The 17810-nt window shown below is 34.0% G+C and carries 19 protein-coding genes and 1 other annotated feature (1 of these 20 cut by a window edge); of the genes, 3 read left to right on the top strand and 16 right to left on the bottom strand.

The annotated features are described in order from the left end of the window. Positions 1-4: a binding site (T-box leader), on the bottom strand (it extends 188 nt beyond the left edge of the window). From FYJ50_RS00915 to FYJ50_RS00870, 10 genes are all read right to left on the bottom strand, one after another. After that, entirely contained in the window at positions 2-733 is a 732-nt protein-coding gene (locus FYJ50_RS00915; protein WP_154459159.1) for a YebC/PmpR family DNA-binding transcriptional regulator, read from the bottom strand. Its footprint overlaps the feature before it by 3 nt. 44 nt (positions 734-777) lie before the next feature. Next, a complete protein-coding gene (locus FYJ50_RS00910) occupies positions 778-1731 on the bottom strand; it encodes a PhoH family protein (RefSeq protein WP_205946360.1) in 954 nt (317 codons plus the stop codon). 44 nt (positions 1732-1775) lie between these two features. Then, a complete protein-coding gene (rpsU, locus tag FYJ50_RS00905) occupies positions 1776-1955 on the bottom strand; it encodes a 30S ribosomal protein S21 (RefSeq protein WP_154459158.1) in 180 nt (59 codons plus the stop codon). 68 nt (positions 1956-2023) lie between these two features. Continuing rightward, entirely contained in the window at positions 2024-3370 is a 1347-nt protein-coding gene (locus tag FYJ50_RS00900; protein ID WP_154459157.1) for a butyryl-CoA:acetate CoA-transferase, read from the bottom strand. Between the two features lie 66 nt (positions 3371-3436). Beyond that, complete coding sequence (locus tag FYJ50_RS00895; RefSeq protein ID WP_154459156.1) at positions 3437-4876, bottom strand: UDP-N-acetylmuramoyl-L-alanyl-D-glutamate--2,6-diaminopimelate ligase; 1440 nt, start codon at positions 4874-4876, stop codon at positions 3437-3439. Further along, a complete protein-coding gene (mtaB, locus tag FYJ50_RS00890; protein WP_154459155.1) occupies positions 4867-6153 on the bottom strand; it encodes a tRNA (N(6)-L-threonylcarbamoyladenosine(37)-C(2))-methylthiotransferase MtaB in 1287 nt (428 codons plus the stop codon). Before mtaB ends, FYJ50_RS00895 begins: the two co-directional genes overlap by 10 nt. Next, the gene (locus tag FYJ50_RS00885; RefSeq protein WP_154459154.1) at positions 6150-6875 is read right to left on the bottom strand and encodes an RsmE family RNA methyltransferase; all 726 of its coding nucleotides are present in this window, start codon (positions 6873-6875) and stop codon (positions 6150-6152) included. Before FYJ50_RS00885 ends, mtaB begins: the two co-directional genes overlap by 4 nt. A 3-nt stretch (positions 6876-6878) precedes the next feature. Beyond that, complete coding sequence (locus FYJ50_RS00880; protein ID WP_154459153.1) at positions 6879-7601, bottom strand: pseudouridine synthase; 723 nt, start codon at positions 7599-7601, stop codon at positions 6879-6881. 2 nt (positions 7602-7603) lie between these two features. Continuing rightward, positions 7604-8137, bottom strand: a complete 534-nt coding sequence (scpB, locus tag FYJ50_RS00875) for an SMC-Scp complex subunit ScpB (RefSeq protein ID WP_154459152.1) — start codon at positions 8135-8137, stop codon at positions 7604-7606. Further along, on the bottom strand, positions 8134-8868 hold the full coding sequence (locus FYJ50_RS00870) for a segregation and condensation protein A (RefSeq protein WP_154459151.1): 735 nt from the start codon (positions 8866-8868) through the stop codon (positions 8134-8136). The genes scpB and FYJ50_RS00870 overlap by 4 nt, the downstream gene beginning before the upstream one ends. A 67-nt stretch (positions 8869-8935) precedes the next feature. Between FYJ50_RS00870 and FYJ50_RS00865 the strand changes: the two genes are divergently transcribed. From FYJ50_RS00865 to FYJ50_RS00855, 3 genes are all read left to right on the top strand, one after another. Continuing rightward, entirely contained in the window at positions 8936-9655 is a 720-nt protein-coding gene (locus FYJ50_RS00865; protein WP_154459150.1) for an N-acetylmuramoyl-L-alanine amidase family protein, read from the top strand. Positions 9656-9819: 164 nt separating this feature from the next. Next, positions 9820-11007 (top strand): ATP-grasp domain-containing protein, encoded by a 1188-nt coding sequence (locus tag FYJ50_RS00860; protein WP_154459149.1) that lies wholly within the window; start codon positions 9820-9822, stop codon positions 11005-11007. A 17-nt stretch (positions 11008-11024) separates the two neighbouring features. Next, positions 11025-11783 (top strand): alpha/beta hydrolase, encoded by a 759-nt coding sequence (locus FYJ50_RS00855; RefSeq protein WP_276983610.1) that lies wholly within the window; start codon positions 11025-11027, stop codon positions 11781-11783. 55 nt (positions 11784-11838) lie between these two features. On the opposite strand, the gene FYJ50_RS00850 is transcribed toward FYJ50_RS00855, so the two are convergent. From FYJ50_RS00850 to FYJ50_RS00825, 6 genes are all read right to left on the bottom strand, one after another. Continuing rightward, positions 11839-12876 carry a threonine aldolase family protein gene (locus FYJ50_RS00850; RefSeq protein ID WP_154459148.1) on the bottom strand — a complete coding sequence of 346 codons (1038 nt, stop codon included), beginning with the start codon at positions 12874-12876 and terminating at the stop codon, positions 11839-11841. A 79-nt stretch (positions 12877-12955) separates the two neighbouring features. Continuing rightward, the gene (locus FYJ50_RS00845) at positions 12956-13747 is read right to left on the bottom strand and encodes an enoyl-CoA hydratase-related protein (RefSeq protein ID WP_154459147.1); all 792 of its coding nucleotides are present in this window, start codon (positions 13745-13747) and stop codon (positions 12956-12958) included. 14 nt (positions 13748-13761) lie between these two features. Then, positions 13762-14634, bottom strand: coding sequence for a 3-hydroxyacyl-CoA dehydrogenase family protein (locus FYJ50_RS00840; protein WP_154459146.1), 873 nt, complete (start codon positions 14632-14634; stop codon positions 13762-13764). Between the two features lie 13 nt (positions 14635-14647). Continuing rightward, entirely contained in the window at positions 14648-15739 is a 1092-nt protein-coding gene (acrA, locus tag FYJ50_RS00835) for an acryloyl-CoA reductase electron transfer subunit beta (protein ID WP_154459145.1), read from the bottom strand. Positions 15740-15756: 17 nt separating this feature from the next. Further along, the gene (locus tag FYJ50_RS00830) at positions 15757-16551 is read right to left on the bottom strand and encodes an electron transfer flavoprotein subunit beta/FixA family protein (protein ID WP_154459144.1); all 795 of its coding nucleotides are present in this window, start codon (positions 16549-16551) and stop codon (positions 15757-15759) included. Between the two features lie 12 nt (positions 16552-16563). Further along, positions 16564-17733, bottom strand: a complete 1170-nt coding sequence (locus FYJ50_RS00825; RefSeq protein ID WP_154459143.1) for an acyl-CoA dehydrogenase — start codon at positions 17731-17733, stop codon at positions 16564-16566. Between the last annotated feature and the right edge of the window lie 77 nt (positions 17734-17810).

Genomic DNA, 17810 nt, shown 5'->3' with positions numbered 1-17810 from the left:
TTTATTCTTCATCTATATTTTCAACATTATGGTAAACATTCTGAACATCATCTACATCTTCTAATAAAGTCACAAGACGTTTAAATAACGTTAAATCTTCACCAGACAATGTAACTGTTTCATTTGGAACCATTTTGTCTTCCAGTACTTCAAATTTAACCCCATCAATTAAAGATTCAACAGCCGTTTTGGCATCATCCAACTGAGTAGGATCAACCGTTACTGTCATATATCCATCTTCAACTTCAATATCACGAACATCGATATCTGCCATCATCAAAGCATCTAACATAGCTTCTTCATCTTCATACTGAATCACAATGACTCCTAAATGTTCATAACCGAAAGATACAGAACCACCTACACCTAATTTAGCATGTGCTTTATTGAAGCAGGCTCTTAAATTGGCAATGGTACGATTCGCATTATCTGTTAAACAGTCAATAATGATTGTAGAACCACCACCAGAACCAAATCCTTCATATCTGGCACTTGAATAACTTTCATCAGCACTGGATTTAGCTTTATCAATAGCACGTTTGATAACGTCTGCAGGCACATTGTTTGCTTTTGCACGATCAATGGCTTTCTTTAAACTTTGATTCATATCGGGATTTGGATCCCCGTTTTTGGCAGCAACTAAAATCTCTTTAGAGTAACGAGAATAAATTTTTGCCTTCTGATTGGCTGTTTTCTGCATAGCAGCCGCTCTAACTTCAAAATGTCTACCCATAATTTCACCTTCCAAATTTCTAATTAAGTATATAATATGTGTATTTATTTTTCAATCATTGAATAGCGTTCAATAATCTTCTGTACAAGAGGATGCCGAACTACATCTTTAGAACTTAAATGGACGATGGCAATCTCCTCAATTCCTTTTAAAATGTCACAGGCCTGAATCAAACCAGATTCCTGTTTTTTGATCAGATCGATCTGTGTTACATCTCCATTAACGATCAATTGTGAATTTTTACCCATACGTGTTAAAAACATTTTCATTTGAGCCTGTGTTGTATTCTGTGCTTCATCCAGAATCACAATTGCATCGTTTAATGTACGACCTCTCATAAAAGCAAGGGGTGCAATTTCGATGATCTGTTTCTCAATATATTTTTCAACCGTTTCAACCCCCAGCATATCGTATAAGGCATCATACAAAGGTCGCAGATAAGGATCTACTTTTTCTTTCATATCTCCTGGTAAAAATCCTAATGATTCTCCTGCTTCTACAGCAGGTCGAGTCAATACAATTTTACTCACTTCATTGTTTTTTAATTTCGAAACCGCATAACAAACAGATAAATAAGTTTTTCCAGTACCTGCAACTCCTGTTGCGAAAATAATATCTTTTTTCTTAAAAGAAGAACACAGAATAGCTTGTCCAACCGTTTTAGGATAAATCATTTTACCGGATTTTGTTTTACCAATTGATGATAGCTGGTTGATATGAAAAGAATGCAGTTTATTTTCTAAAGATAAATCAGCAAAATAATGCACATCTTGAGGACTTAATGAATGTGAAATCCCAATATAATCAAAACAGACCTTAACCACTTCTTTAACATTTAAAGTGTATTCATTCTGTTCAAATAAAAGACTATGATTTCGAATATTACATTTAATTTTAAATTTTTTAGAAAATACATCTAAATTACAATCATGAAGACCTGTAAAAAGTTGAATTTCTTCATAAGTAAATTCAGATAAATCTATTGATACAAATGCCAATTAAAAATCCTCCTCAAGAAAAAAATCTGCATAAAGCAGATTTATTATTTACCCCTACGTGCCTTGCGCGCAGCTTCAGATTTAAATTTTCTACGCACACCAGGTTTAACGTAATATTCTCTTTTACGGGCCTCAGCAAGGGTACCATTGCGAGAAACTTGACGTTTAAATCTTCTTAAAGCGTCATCTAATTGCTCATTTTCTTTCACAATTACTTTTGCCATGAAACAAACCTCCCTCCCGAGTTAAGCAACAAAATTATATCAAAATTTACAGAAAAAGCAATATTTTTTTAACGATTATTTGAATTTTTCCAAATATGCATTGCATTGGCCTGATCAATCAATTGTTGTCTGAAATCAGGATGAGCCACTGATATAATGGCTTCTGCTTTTTGCCAGGCAGTTAAACCTTTCAAATTGACACAACCATATTCTGTACATAAATAATGAATGTTTGCACGCGTATCTGTTACAATGGAACCATTTGCTAAAGTAGGTATAATTCGACTTTCCAGTTTTCCTGTTTTCTTATTTACAAAAGTCGAACTTAAACAAATGATAGATTTTCCACCATTACTTAAATATGCACCCAATACAAAATCCAATTGTCCACCTGCTCCTGAAATATGTTTGATACCTGCACTTTCAGCACTGACCTGACCAAATAAATCTACATTGACCGCATTGTTGATGGAAATAAAATTATCCAATGCAGCAATGGAACGAATATCATTGGTATAGCTTACTGGAGCTGACATACATTCCGGGTTATTATCCAGATAATCATATAATTTTTGAGTTCCTGCTCCAAACGCATAAACCTGTCTTCCTTTATCTATTGATTTGTTTAAACCAGTAATTTTTCCAGCTTTGGCTATATCCACAAAAGCATCCACATACATTTCTGTGTGAATACCTAAATTTTTCAGATCACTTTGGGCAATCAAAGAACCAACAGCATTAGGCATTCCGCCAATTCCTAACTGTAAACAGGCTCCATTGGGGATTAATTCTACAATTTGTTTTGCCACAGCGATATCCACTTCAGTAGCTGGTCCAGAACCTTTTAATTGTCCAATTGGCGAATTGTTTCCTTCTACAACATGTGTGACATCCTTAATATGAATTCCTTCTTCAAAACCACCTAAACATCTAGGCATGTTTTCATTCACTTCTACAATAATAACTTTTGCTTTTTCACACATAGCTGCCATATGTGAAGCATTAGGTCCAAAATTAAAATATCCATGTGCATCCATCGGTGCTACCTGAAATACAGCCACATCCACTGGATCTTTGCTTTCACGATAATAGCGTGGAAGTTCAGAATAACGGATGGGACTATAAAAACTAAATCCTCTTGCGATGGCTTTTCGTTCAATTCCACCCATATGCCAGCTATTCCAAGTCATATGTTTTTCAGGATGATCAATTTTAAAAATTTCTGGTTCTTTTAATAAAATTCCACCGCGAAATTTCACATCTTCCAATTCTGGTAAACGTTTTGCGATTTCCTGATCACAAACATCAGGTGTTCCTGTGGTCCAGCCGTAGTCAACCCAGTCTCCACTTTTAATAACGGAAACTGCTTCTTTAGCACTGACAAGTTTTTGTTTGTAAATATCTTGAAAACTCATAAAATCCCTCCAATTGTTAAAAAATTATCAAATTGATTATAACACTTTAAAAAAAAAAAGAAAGAACTATAACATTCTTTCCTCTATACATTCTTTTGCAGCTTTATTGTCCCCAATCCAAGGAACTCTACCATTTTCATGATACATAAAAACTTCATCACCTTTTCCTAATAAAAGAATAACATCTCCGGATTTAGCATACTGTACCGCCTGACGAATGGCTTCATATCGATCTGGAATAAAAATATTGGTTTTTGTCTGAATACCTTCTTTGATCTGTCTGGCAATATCTTCACTGCTTTCATCTCTTGGGTCGTCTTCTGTCAATATAATATAATCACAATATTTTTCTGCAATCTCACCAAATACTTTACGTTTGGCTACGTCTCTTTTACCAGCTGAGCCAAATACAGAAATTAAGTTGTTTTCTTTTGCGATATCACGACCAAATTTCATCATTTTTTCCATTCCATCAGGAGTATGAGCAAAATCAACAATTACATGAAAATCCTGTCCGCAATCGATCTGTTCCATACGCCCTTCAATCTGTGGAATAGAGTCACAGGCTGCAATTATCTGATCTAATGGCATTCCTGTTTCATGCAAAGCTGCAATCGCTGCCAGCAAATTGTATACATTGTATAAAGCAACCAGGTTGGTTACTACTTTATATTCATTCTGATTGTATACTAAAGTAAAACGAGATTCATGAGAAGTTAATTTCAGATCTTTTGCGAAATAATCAGCCTTGTTTTTAATTCCATAACTTACCGTTCTGGCTTTTGAAACAGATTTAAGATCCTCATATTTTTCATCATCGATATTTAAAATTGAAACACCATCTTCTTTGACTCTTTCTTTAAATAATAAAGATTTTGCTTCAAAATAATTTTCAAATGTTCCATGAAAATCCAGATGATCGTACGTAAAATTAGTAAAAATCGCAACATCAAAAGAAATCGCATCCACTCTATGTTGAGCTAATCCATGTGAACTGACCTCTAAAGCACACGCTTTCATACCACAGCGAACCATATCAGCTAATTTTGAATGAAGAAAAAGTACATCTGGAGTGGTTAGATCAGGAGCTAAATTTACATTTCCATAACGTATCGCAATTGTACCTATATATCCACATGGCCTGACTGGATTTAAAATCGCCTGAATAATATTTGTAATAGTACTTTTCCCATTTGTACCTGTCACTCCATACATAACCATTTTATCCGTTGGACGACCATAAAAAATACGTGCACATACATTTAAAGCTTCTACAACATTTTCAACCTGTATATAAATCACATTCGCATCCGTATTTTCTAAAATTTTTGAATGTACAATACAGATAGCCCCTTTATCAATGGCCTGATCAATAAAATCATGTCCATCAAATGTCAATCCAGGTAAACAGAAATATACATTTCCTTTTTTTACTTTACGAGAATCAAAACATAACCCTGTAATATTTACAGTTGGAGCATTTTTAAACAATTTACTTAATCGCATATCGATCCTTCTTTCACAATATATATATTGTCCTTAATTTCATTCCAGCGTACTTTTATTCTACCACTTAAATTCTTAGATGAATATATATGTACCATATGATATTGATTTGAATAACCCATATATACATTTTCTTTATGATTTTCAATCAAAACTTCCAGAGTATCAAAACGTTCCATATCTTTTCGTCTTAATTCACTGGAAAGCTTTAATAATTGATTGACTCTATTCTTTTTTGTGATTCCATCAATTTCTCCATCCATTTTACTGGCTTCTGTCCCACTTCGTTTTGAATAAGGGAATACATGCAAAAAAGAAAATCCGATTTCTTTTAAATTCTGATATGTCTGTTGAAATTCTTCTTCACTTTCCTGAACAAAACCAGTTATTACATCAGTGGAAATAGAAATGTCATCAATCATTGTACGTATCGTATTTATTCTTTCTTTAAATTCATCTATCGTATATGGACGATTCATACGTTCTAAAGTTTTATCACAAGCCGCTTGAATCGGTATATGAAGATGATGACAAATACGAGGATTTTTTTTCATCAGCATTAATAATTCATCACTGACTTCTGTTATTTCTATACTGCTGATACGATAATGAATAGATGGATCCGTATGTTCCAGCAATAATTTTAACAGTTTTGCCAGATTGGTATTGCCATCTGCATAACGTCCTGTATGAATCCCCGTTAAAACAATTTCATCGTGATGGCTTAAAGACAATTGTCTGGCAATCTCTATTACATCTTCTTTCTTCAAACATCTTTCATGTCCTCTGGCATATGGAATGGCACAATAAGAACAATATTGATTGCATCCATCCTGAATCTTTAAAAAGGCTCTCTTTTTTGATTCAAACTCTTTAATGGGCATACTTTCAAATTCATTAAATTCTTCTATATCAAGAACACTATGTGGATTATGATTCTGTATATAATCCATAACAATATCAACTAATTTACTTTTATCTTTTGCACCAATTACTAAATCTACATTCAGTTCCTGTCTTTTTTTCTTGTCAATAAACTGTATATAACATCCTATGGCAACCACGATCGCATTGGGATTTTCTTTTCTTGCCAGATGTATTTTCTGTCTGGATTTACTGGCAGCGGTATTGGTGACCGTACATGTGTTGATAATATATATATCACTGATTTCTTTTGCGTTTGCTTTTATAAATCCATTTTTTTCAAACTGTTCTTCATAATACTGAGATTCATAAGAATTGACTTTACATCCCAATGTTAATATCTTATATTTCATTCTTTTTCCTCTTCTAACGCTCTCTGGTAATCTATAGCAGCTAAACAGTATAAACTGGCTGTTTCGGCTCTTAAAATTGATTTTCCCAATGATACACACTGAAAATGATCATCATTCAGGATATCAATTTCTGCTTCATCAAAACCACCTTCAGGTCCAATACATATTGTAATGCTCTTTGGATTGTTTTTTAAAAACTTTGAAATATGCTTTGACTGATTCTCTTTTTCATAAGCTACCAGATTGCATTCACTTTGAAATTCATGCAGATTTTCAATTTTTTGAATATTACACAATTCCACTAAATCATTTCGATTGCATTGTTTGCAGCTGGACAAAAGAATTTGTGACCATCGATTCATCTTTTTTTCTACTTTCTGTGAATCAATATGTACAACACTATATCTGGATTCAAAAGGAACAATTCTTGTGACATTTAATTCACAGGCTTTTTGAAGCATCCATTCGAATTTATCCTGTTTAATAAGACTTACACATAAAGTAATATCTTTTTTTTCATTTAATACTTCAATTTCAGAAAATATTTCCAGATAAGGTTTATTACAGGGATGAGCTAAATAAACACGCTGATTGGCTCCTACAACGCGAACAATTTCTTTTTTCTGAATTCGTAATACATCAAATAAATGATGAGCTTCTTTTTCATTTAAAACAATTCTGGAATTGACATCACAGATCTGATCCACAAACACCTGTTTCATTCTTTATTCCCCTTCTTGTGCCGCTAACTTTAATTTTTTTACTTCAAAAGGCTTTAATTTACGATATTCACCCGGTTTCATTCCTTCTACATTAATAAAAGAAAAAGAACATCGATGTAATTTGCGAACTTCATATCCTAACGCTTTCATCATATTTTTTACCTGATGATTTTTTCCTTCAGAAATTGTTAATTCAAACTGACATCGATCCCTGGTAGGATCCACTTCCAGCATCTTGATACGAGCTGGCTGGTATTTTTCTTCTTTGGTATGAAGACCTTTTTTGATTTTCTTTATATCTTCATCCTTTAAGGTTCCTTGAAGATTTACACGATAGGTTTTTGGTAAATGATAACGTGGATGAGTCATTAAATTACAGAAGTTTCCATCATTCGTTAACAGCAATACACCTGTTGTATCATAATCTAAACGTCCTACACAATAAATACGACTTTCAGTATCAATATAGCTTACAGCTGTTTTTCTCTGTTTTTCATCTTCATTGGTACATATACATCCTCTTGGCTTATTCAGTACATAATATTCTTTTTCCTGATAAGACAGAATCTGTCCATCGATTTCAATGGTATCGTTTCCACTTACTTTTGTTCCCAGCCTCTTACAGACTTCTCCATTGACAAATACTTTTCCATTAAGGATATATTCTTCTGCTTTACGTCTTGAACAAATGCCCGCATTGGCAATAACTTTTTGTAATCTTTCCATTTTTATTGTATCTCCTCAAATAATTCACTGTCTTCAAAATCTTTCTGTTTTAATTCTGGCAATTCTTTTAAAGATTCCAGCTGAAATGTATCTAAGAATTCATCGGTAACCGTATATAGTAATGGTTTTCCAATTACATCTTTACGATCTTTTGCTTCAATTAAATTTCTTAACTGTAATTTTTTTAACATCATTTCACAATTTACCCCGCGAATTTCTTCAATTTCTACACGAGTGATTGGCTGTTTATAAGCAATGATGGCCAGTGTTTCCAAAGCAGCTGGAGATAAGGAAGGAGCTTTCACTTCTTCAAAAATGTTTTTTGCGTAAGGATATACAAATTCTTTTGTGATGAATTTATATCGATTCGCAAATTCAACCAGCTCAAATCCTTTATCTGGATTTCTATATTCTTCTTTTAGTGTTTCTATAAAAGAACCAGCATCCATCTGGATGGCATCAGATAATTGTTCTATACTCAATCCTTCTTCTCCACTCAAAAACAGCAATCCTTCTATAATTGCTTTTGTATTCATATTGCGTCTCCTTTATATACCCAAATGGTTTCCTTTTCATCCACTGTAAAAGTAATAATTCTCTGGTGTATTAAATCCAGTAAAGACAGAAAGGTAACTATTACCATATGTAAATTAGAACAGTCCAGACATAGCTGTTCAAATGAAATTTTATCTGTCTGTTTTTCTATAATCAGTTTTACCTGTTCAACTCTTTGTTCAACCGATAATTCTTTAATCGTTACTTTGGTCTGATAAGGTTTTAAAATAGCCATACGAGAAACAACCCGATTCATTGCTTTTAATAAATCATAAGGTGACTGTTTTTCTAATGAATCCAGAACCGGCTGACTTTGCCAGGAAGATACAATAGAAGCCTGTGGTCGAGTGTAGAGTTTTTGTCTTTTATCAAATTCCTCTTTTAAAAATTCACTTGCTTCTTTATACCTTTGATATTCCAGCAATCGATTTACCAGCTTATCTCTTTGATCTTCTTCATAATCCTGGGTAACTTCCACATCGTTTCTTGGCAAAAGCTTTCGGCTTTTATATTCAACTAAAGAAGCCAGTTCCTCTAAATATTCACTGGCAATTTCTAAATGGATTTCTTCCATTTTTTGAATATAATCGATGTATTGACTGGCTAAAACGTTCATATCTAAATCAAAAAGATCCAATTTATTTTCTTTAATTAAATGAAGCATTAAATCAAGTGGACCTTCAAACTGATCGATTGTTACTTTAAATTCCATATTCTCACCGCATGTATTATATCAAATAAAGTTAAATTGTGGTATTATTTGTTCTAAAGGGGGCTTTATGAATAAAACTTATATATATATCATTATTGCAGTCTTTTTAGCTCTGGTTGTTCAACCGAATATATCTGTTAAATTAAAAGAAACTATTCGTATCCCTGAAAATCAGGGTGAGACATTAATGACGAATGATAATGTTGATTTAAAATCCAGTGAGTCAAAAGCAACCATATGCATCGATCCTGCCTATGGAGGAGTAGATAGTGGCTTTGTATCCCAGGGAAAAACCGATTCAAAAGATATCACTTTGAATCTGGCACTTATAATTGGCGATACGTTGAAACAATCTGGTTACAATGTAGTTTATACACGTATTGACGATTCTATTAATTTTTATAAAAATGAAGAAGAAAATGCGAATTATCGTATTAATATCGCAAAAGACCAGAAAGCGGATTATCTGTTAAGAATTGAACTGAATTCCAACAGCGATCCTCTGGAAAAAGGATATACAATTTTTACTCAGCCAAATGATTCTTTAATTGATTTATCCAATGAAATTGCACAGAATCTCATGCAGATCAATTATTCGGAATTTAAAGGACTGGATAGTGATCATTATGGAAACTTTCCGATTCTGGCAGATTCCGATCTGTCTACAATATTTATTGAGTTTGGCTATGTTTCCAATCCATCCGATTACTCACAAATGAGCGATATCGAATATCAAAAGAAAATAGCTTCGGCAATCGCAAAAGCTTTTCTGAATAAAATCAATTAAACTTTATCAAAACATAAAATAGCCCAGGTCTTTACTGATTCCACTCAAAAACGATTTGTATGCTTCAAATCGTTTTTATTGTATTAGATTCCCTATACTTTTTTTATTGTGAATCCTATAAAAATAGAGTATATTTATAAAAAAAAAGAAAGTGAGAAAAAAGTATGAATTTTGTATTTATTTCCCCTAATTATCCCGACAATTACTGGATGTTCTGTCGTGGATTAAAAAAATATGGAGCGAAAGTATTAGCAATCGTAGATACACCTTATAATTCATTACAGCCTGAATTAAAAGAATATTGTGATGAATGTTATGTTGTTCAAAGTTTCAGCAATTATGATGATATGGTACGTGCATTAGGTTACTATACATTTAAATATGGTAAGATTGACTGGATCGAATCCAACAATGAAGCCTGGTTAACACTGGATGCTCGTTTACGTGATGATTTCAATGTGAAAAGCGGATTCAGTTTTGCACAGATTGATGAATTTCAGTCAAAAGCAGCTATGAAAAAATATTATGAATCCGTTAATATACCTACTGCTCGTTATACATTGGTGGATTCATTAGATACTGCATTGGATTTTGCTCATAAGGTTGGTTATCCTTTAGTATTAAAACCAGATCATGGTGTAGGAGCCAGCTTTACTTATAAACTGTACAATGATGAAGATTTAAAACATTATTACGAAAAAACTCTGCAATACCATATGATTCTTGAAGAATTTGTGGATGGTACTGTATTTACATTGGATGGTATCTGTGATGCCAACAGTAATATCCGTTTCTTAAGCAGTATGGATTATATCGGAAGCTGTATGGAAAGTGTAAATAACCAGTTAAGTATGGCTTCTTATACTACATTGGAAATCAGTGATGAATACTGGCAGCTGGCTAAAAAAACAATTAAAGCATTCCAGTTAAAAAATCGTTTCTTCCATTGTGAATTCTTCCGTTTAAATCAGGATGTAGAAGGATTAGGTAAAAAAGGATTTGTTTTAGGATTGGAAGTAAACTTTAGACCACCAGGAGGAATTTGTCCGGATTTGATGAATTATTCCTGTGATATTGATGTTTATGATTTATGGGCAAAAGTAATTTTAACTCAACAAAGCCCAGAATTTAAAGAAAAGCCTTATTCAGCTGGTTTTGCAGGTAGACGAAACAGCCTTAACTACAAATACAGTGTAGAAGATTTAAAGAAGGAATTTGGTAAAGAAATTATTTATGTAAAGCATTTGCCTAAAGCATTTGCTGCTGCCATGGGTGATGTTCTGGTTGTAGCTCGCTGGAAAACAAAAGAAAGAAGAGAGGAATTCTATCAAAAAGCACTCATGACAATCTAATAGAAAGGATTTTGTGTGTGATAAAAAAATTTAGTATGCATATGTCTGCATTCAATGAAGATCGAATGATACATATGTATATTCCAGATAACTATCAGGACAGTGGAATACAGTATCCTGTACTCTATATGTTTGATGGTCAGAACTTATTTTTAGATGAAGATGCGACTTTCCATCAATCCTGGAATCTTGCCGATGCGATTATAGAAAAGAATTTAGATATTATCGTTGTTGGTCAGGAATGTTCTCACGATGGAAACAATCGTTTAAATGAGTATGGTCCATATCCATTTGCAGACTTTGATGCCAAAGAATGCTTTGATGGTTTTGGAGATATCACAATGGATTTCTTCGTGAATGAATTAAAACCATATATTGATGAACATTTTCCAACCAATCCAGATAGAGATGCAACCTGGATTGGTGGAAGCAGTTGTGGTGGATTAATGGCTTTGTATGCTCATATGGTATATAGTGATATCTATTCAAAATCTTTAGTGATTTCCCCTTTTGTTTCACCTGTTGAAGATTATTTATATTTAGAAGCATTTTACACAGAAATGAAAGATATAAATAAAATATACATGTCATGGGGAGCATTGGAAGATGGAAAACATGAATTTGTTAAAGAAACAAAAATATGCACCAACCTTGTGAATTTATTACAGGAAAAAGGGGTTCAATTTCACTTAAATGTTAAACCATATGGTCATCATTGTGAATTGGATTGGGCTAAAGAATGTTTTGAGTTTTTAGACTTTTTATTTGATGAGTGAAAAACAGCTGACAGACAGCTGTTTTTTTTTATATTAAAAAAGGCGGTATTCCGCCTTATTTAAGATCGACTGCTTTTTGAAGCAGCTGTATCAAAGATTCTACATCTTCCTGTTTAGTACACCAGCTGGTAACAAATCGGATCACGATCATATCGTTTCTTTTGTCCCATATTTCAAAATCTACTTCGCTGGATAAATAATTAAATTGTTCTTTTGTGACAACTGGAAAAATTTGATTTGTATCACTTTTCATATATAAAGGATATTTTAATCGAATCAGTTCATCCTGTATCATTTTAGAACAATCATTAGCGTGTTTTGCACATTTAAAATAATGTTCATTTTCAAATAATCCAATAAACTGAACACCCAATAACCATCCTTTTGCCAACATAGCGCCATTCTGTTTTAAATTAAATCGGAAATGAGATTTTAAATTTGGATTGGTAATAACACAGGCTTCCCCAAATAAAGCACCATTTTTCGTTCCACCAATGTAGAAAACATCACACCATTTTGCGATATCATTAATGGTATAATCACATACACTGGACATTAAAGCCTGTCCTAAACGAGCTCCATCCATCATTAAATAAAGACCCAATTCATCACAAACGTCACGCAATTTCATTAATTCTTCTTTTGTATAAACCGTTCCAAATTCTGTAGCATTTGAAATATAAACAAGTTTAGGATAAACCATATGTTCATAGGATAACATATGTGCATCAAAACACTGTTTTATCATTTCCGGAATTAATTTTCCGTTGTTGTTTTCCAATGTGATTACCTTATGTCCAGTTGCTTCAATAGATCCTGTTTCATGTGTAGAAACATGACCTGTATCACAGGCAATCACCGCTTCATATGGTTTTAGAATATGTTTAATAATTGTTTGATTTGCAATGGTTCCTCCAGCTAAGAAATGAACATCTACATCTAAATCAGGAATTTGATTTTTAATCAATTGTTTTGCTTTATTACAGTAAGGATCCAATCCATACCCTGTAATATTTTCATAATTTATTTCTTTTAATAGAGATAAAATCTCTTCAATACAACCTTGTCCATAATCATTTCTAAAAAATAACATGATTATCCCTCCATTCGCTTTATTTTAACATTAATAGACCAAAAGAAAAAGCCCTTTATTAAAGGACTTAATCAATTCATTATTTATTTTGGAAAGGAACGACTTTTAATTTTTTAGATTTATCTTTTTCTAAAAAGTTTGCCATACCAGCTTTTTGATCTTCTGTTTCAAAACAGTCACCAAATAATTTTTCTTCAATAACGATAGCTTCATCCATATTTACCTGAAGACCATCATTAATTGCTTTTTTACAGTTACGTACAGCAATTGGAGCATTTTTTGCAATCGTTCCAGCTAATTTTTGAGCAGCAGGAATCAATTCTTCCAATGGATAAACTGCATTTACTAAACCAATACGATAAGCTTCATCGGCTTTGATATTACGAGCTGAATAAATCATTTGTTTAGCAATACCAACTGGTACTACACGAGCTAAACGCTGTGTTCCACCAAATCCTGGTGTAATACCTAAACCTGTTTCAGGTTGACCGAATACAGCATTTTCAGAACAGATACGAATATCACAACTCATTGCGATTTCACATCCTCCACCTAAAGCAAAACCATTAACGGCTGCAATAACAGGAATTGGGAATGTTTCCAGTTTACGGAAAACATCATTTCCTTTTTTTCCAAAAGCTTCTCCTTGGGCTTTTGTTAAAGTTGACATTTCTCCAATATCAGCACCAGCAACAAAAGATTTTTCTCCTGCTCCTGTTAAAATCAGACAACGGATTTCATCTAAATTTACAGCATCTAAAGTGGCATCCAATTCTTCTAATACCTGAGAATTCAATGCGTTTAAGGCACGTGGACGATTGATTGTAATTGTACCTACATACCCTTCTGTTTCATATGTAATAAATTCCATAATCAATCTCCATTTTATAGTTCATCAACTGGTGTTTTTGTACGATCGGCATTGTATACATAGAATCCTTTTCCAGATTTAACACCTAAGTTTCCACCACGAACCATTTTACGAATCAATGGACAAGCACGATATTTGCTGTCTCCAGTTTCTTTATATAAAACATCCATAATAGCTAAACAGATATCCAAACCAATATAGTCACCTAATTCTAATGGTCCCATTGGATGATTAGCCCCTAATTTCATAGCTGTATCAATTCCTGCAATATTAGAAACACCTTCCATTTTAATGAAAGCAGCTTCATTGATCATTGGAATTAAAATACGGTTAACAACAAATCCGGCAGCTTCGTTTACCTGTACTGGAGATTTTCCAATTTCTACAGAAATTTCTTTGATGCGTTCTACAACTTCAGCTGGTGTATTCACTCCAGCAATCACTTCGATCAGTTTCATACGATCTGCAGGATTGAAGAAATGCATCCCCACAACTGGACGATTTACACCTTTACCAATTTCAGTAATAGATAATGAAGAAGTGTTGGATGCAAAAATACATCCTTCTTTACAAATCGCATCCAATTCACGGAAAGTATTCTGTTTTACTTCCATATTTTCAAATGCAGCTTCTACAATTAAATCACAGTCTGCACATAAATTTTCTTTTAAACCTGGTTCAATTGAAGCTAAGATTGCATCTACTTTTTCCTGTGTTAATTTTCCTTTTGATACAAGACGAGCATAACCTTTTTCAATTTTAGCTTTTCCATTTTCAGCCCATTCCTGTTTAATATCACATAAAGCAACTGTATATCCTTCTACCTGAGCAAACGCTTTGGCAATTCCTTGCCCCATTGTTCCAGCGCCAATTACACCGACTTTCATTTTAACCCTCCTGTTAAGCAACTTTTGCTTTCTTGATTTCTTCAATTAATTGTGGAACCACTTTAAATAAATCCCCAACGATTCCATAATCTGCTACACCAAAAATAGGTGCAGTTTCATTTTTATTGATTGCGATGATGCATTCTGAATCCTGCATACCAGCTGTATGCTGAATTGCTCCAGAAATACCTAAAGCTACATAGATTTTTGGATGAACTGTTTTTCCAGTCTGTCCAACCTGATGAGCAGCATCTAACCATCCAGCATCTGTAACGGCACGAGAAGCACCAACTACTCCACCACCTAAAACATCTGCTAATTCCTGTGCTAAGGCAATTCCTTTTTCAACATCTTTACCAATTCCACGTCCAACTGAAACGATAATGTCAGCACCGATTAAGTCAACCAGTTTATTAGCTGCCTTTTCAATGCTTAATACTTCTGTTTTAATATCATCCGCACTTAATTCAAAAGCTGGTTCAATGACTTTAACAGCCTGTGCTTTTGCTGAATCAAATGCAGCTTTTTTCATAACACCTGGACGAACTGTAGAGATTTGTGGACGGAAACGAGGACAAATAATTGTAGCCATCAAATGTCCACCAAATGCAGGACGAGTCATCTTCAAGTTACGATCTTCCCAGTCAAATGTAGTATTATCTACATCAATTGTACTGGATTCGCGTAAATATTCTACATATCCTTTTGTATCGATATCTAAGTGAGTGGCATCTGCTGTTAAACCTGTATGTAAACGAGCTGCAATTCTTGGTGCTAAATCACGTCCAATGTTAGTAGCTCCAATTAATAATACTTCTGGTTTAAATTCATTAACCATATCACATAAAACTTTTGCATAAGCATCTGTTGTATAATCTTTTAATAATGGGCTTTCACATACAACAACTTCATCTGCTCCATATCCAGCAATTTCATTTGCCAAACCTTTTACATTGTCTCCTAATAAAAGACCAACAACTTTACATCCTAATTCAGATGCCAGTTTAGTTGCTTCAGAAACAAGTTCAAAATCTGTTGTCTGTAATTCTCCCTGACGTTGTTCACAGAAAACCCAAACATTTTTATATTCGCTAAAATCTGCCATTTTCATTCTCCTTTTTTCTAAATCAAATGTTTTTTAGCCAGAATTGTAGCCAATTGATTTGCAACATCATCTCCAGCTAACATTGTTCCAGCTCCTTTTTGAGGAGGAGTGAAAGATTTAAATACATTTGTAGGGGATCCCTTTAATCCAATTGTGTCTACTTCAATTAGAGGATCGTCCTGTAATGCAGGATAATCTAAAACTTCGATTTCAGAATCAAAACATGAGAAAATTCCAGGAACGCTCATATAACGAGGTTCATTTAATTCTTTGACACAAGTGATCAAACATGGAGTCTGTACTTTAATTTTCATATATCCATCTTCTAATAGACGTTTTACAATTAAAGAATTTCCATCTTTTTCAATTTCTGCAGCATAAGTCACTTGTGGAAGACCTAATTTTTCTGCAATTTGAGGACCTACCTGAGCTGTATCCCCATCAATAGCCTGACGTCCACAGAATACAACATCTTCTGGTCCAACACCAATTTTATTAATACCAGCTGCAATGATCTGAGATGTCGCAAATGTATCGGATCCACCAAATTCACGTCCAGAAATCAAAACGGCACGATCTGCACCACGTGCAATACATTCACGTAACATAGATTCTGCTGTAAAAGGACCCATTGATACAGCAACAACTTCACATCCTGTTGCATCTTTTAATCTTAAAGCGGCTTCTAAAGCGGCTAAATCATCAGGGTTTGTAATGGTTGCCATAGATGCACGATCTAATTGTCCATTTTCTTTAACGGCAACTTTTCCTGAAGTATCAGGTACTTGTTTAACACAAACGATAGCTTTCATTCTTTGCCCCTCCTATTTCAATAAAGCACCAGAGATTACCATCATCTGTACTTCACTTGTTCCTTCATAGATTTCAGTGATTTTCGCATCACGCATCATTCTTTCAATTGGATAGTCACGAGTGTATCCATAACCACCAAACAATTGTAAACAACGACGAGTTACATCACTGGCTGTTCTAGATGCGATTAATTTTGCTTCAGCTGCTTCTACACTATAGCGAACTTTTGCGCCATCCATTGCTTCCTGTTTCTTTAATGCAGCTTTATAAACCAAATATTTGGCAGCATCTACTCTTGCTTTCATTTCAGCCAATTCAAATTGTGTATTCTGGAATGCAGCAATGGAACGACCAAACTGTTTACGTTCTTTTACATAGGCTATAGTTTCATCTAAGGCACCCTCAGCAATACCTAATGCCTGAGCAGCAATTCCAATACGACCACCGTCTAATGTAGCCATTGCCAATTGGAATCCTCTTCCTTTTTTACCTAATAAGTTTTCTTTAGGTACGATACAATCTTCCATGATCAATTCGCATGTTGAAGATCCACGAATACCCATTTTTTCTTCCGGTTTACCAACAGAGAATCCAGGGAAATTTCTTTCTACAATAAATGCAGAAATTTCTTTTGATTTACGACCACGTTTATCTGTAACGGTACCAGTAATAGCAATAATAATAAATACATCTGCATAACCAGCATTTGTGATAAAGATTTTGGATCCATTCAATAACCAGTGATCCCCACAGTCAACCGCTGTTGTCTGCTGTCCTTGTGCATCTGTACCAGCACCTGGTTCTGTTAAACCAAAAGCTCCTAACCATTCACCAGAACATAATTTAGGCAGATATTTAGCCTTTTGTTCAGGTGTTCCATTTTCATAGATTGGAGCAGCACATAAACTTGTATGAGCAGATAAGATAACTCCTGTAGTACCACATACCTTACTCATTTCTTCTACGGCCATTACATAAGAAAGAACATCAGCTCCAGCTCCCCCTACTTCTTTAGGAAAATAGATACCCATCATTCCTAATTTAGCCATTTTTTCAACTGTTTCTTTTGGGAAGTATTCCTCTGCATCTACTTTTTTCGCAAGAGGTTTTACTTCGTTTTGAGCAAACTCCTGATACATCTGCTGTACCAGTTTCTGTTGCTTAGATAAAGTAAAATCCATAAATGAAGTTCTCCTTTCCTGATTTGAATTAAACGACTTCATCAGCTCATGTGAAATCTTTCACGATTTTCACTCAT

This window comes from Floccifex porci, from assembly GCF_009696175.1.
GTDB classification, from domain to species: domain Bacteria; phylum Bacillota_I; class Bacilli_A; order Erysipelotrichales; family Erysipelotrichaceae; genus Floccifex; species Floccifex porci.
The sequence above is the reverse complement of the archived record's forward strand: the minus strand, read 5'-3'. Positions and strand labels throughout refer to the sequence as shown.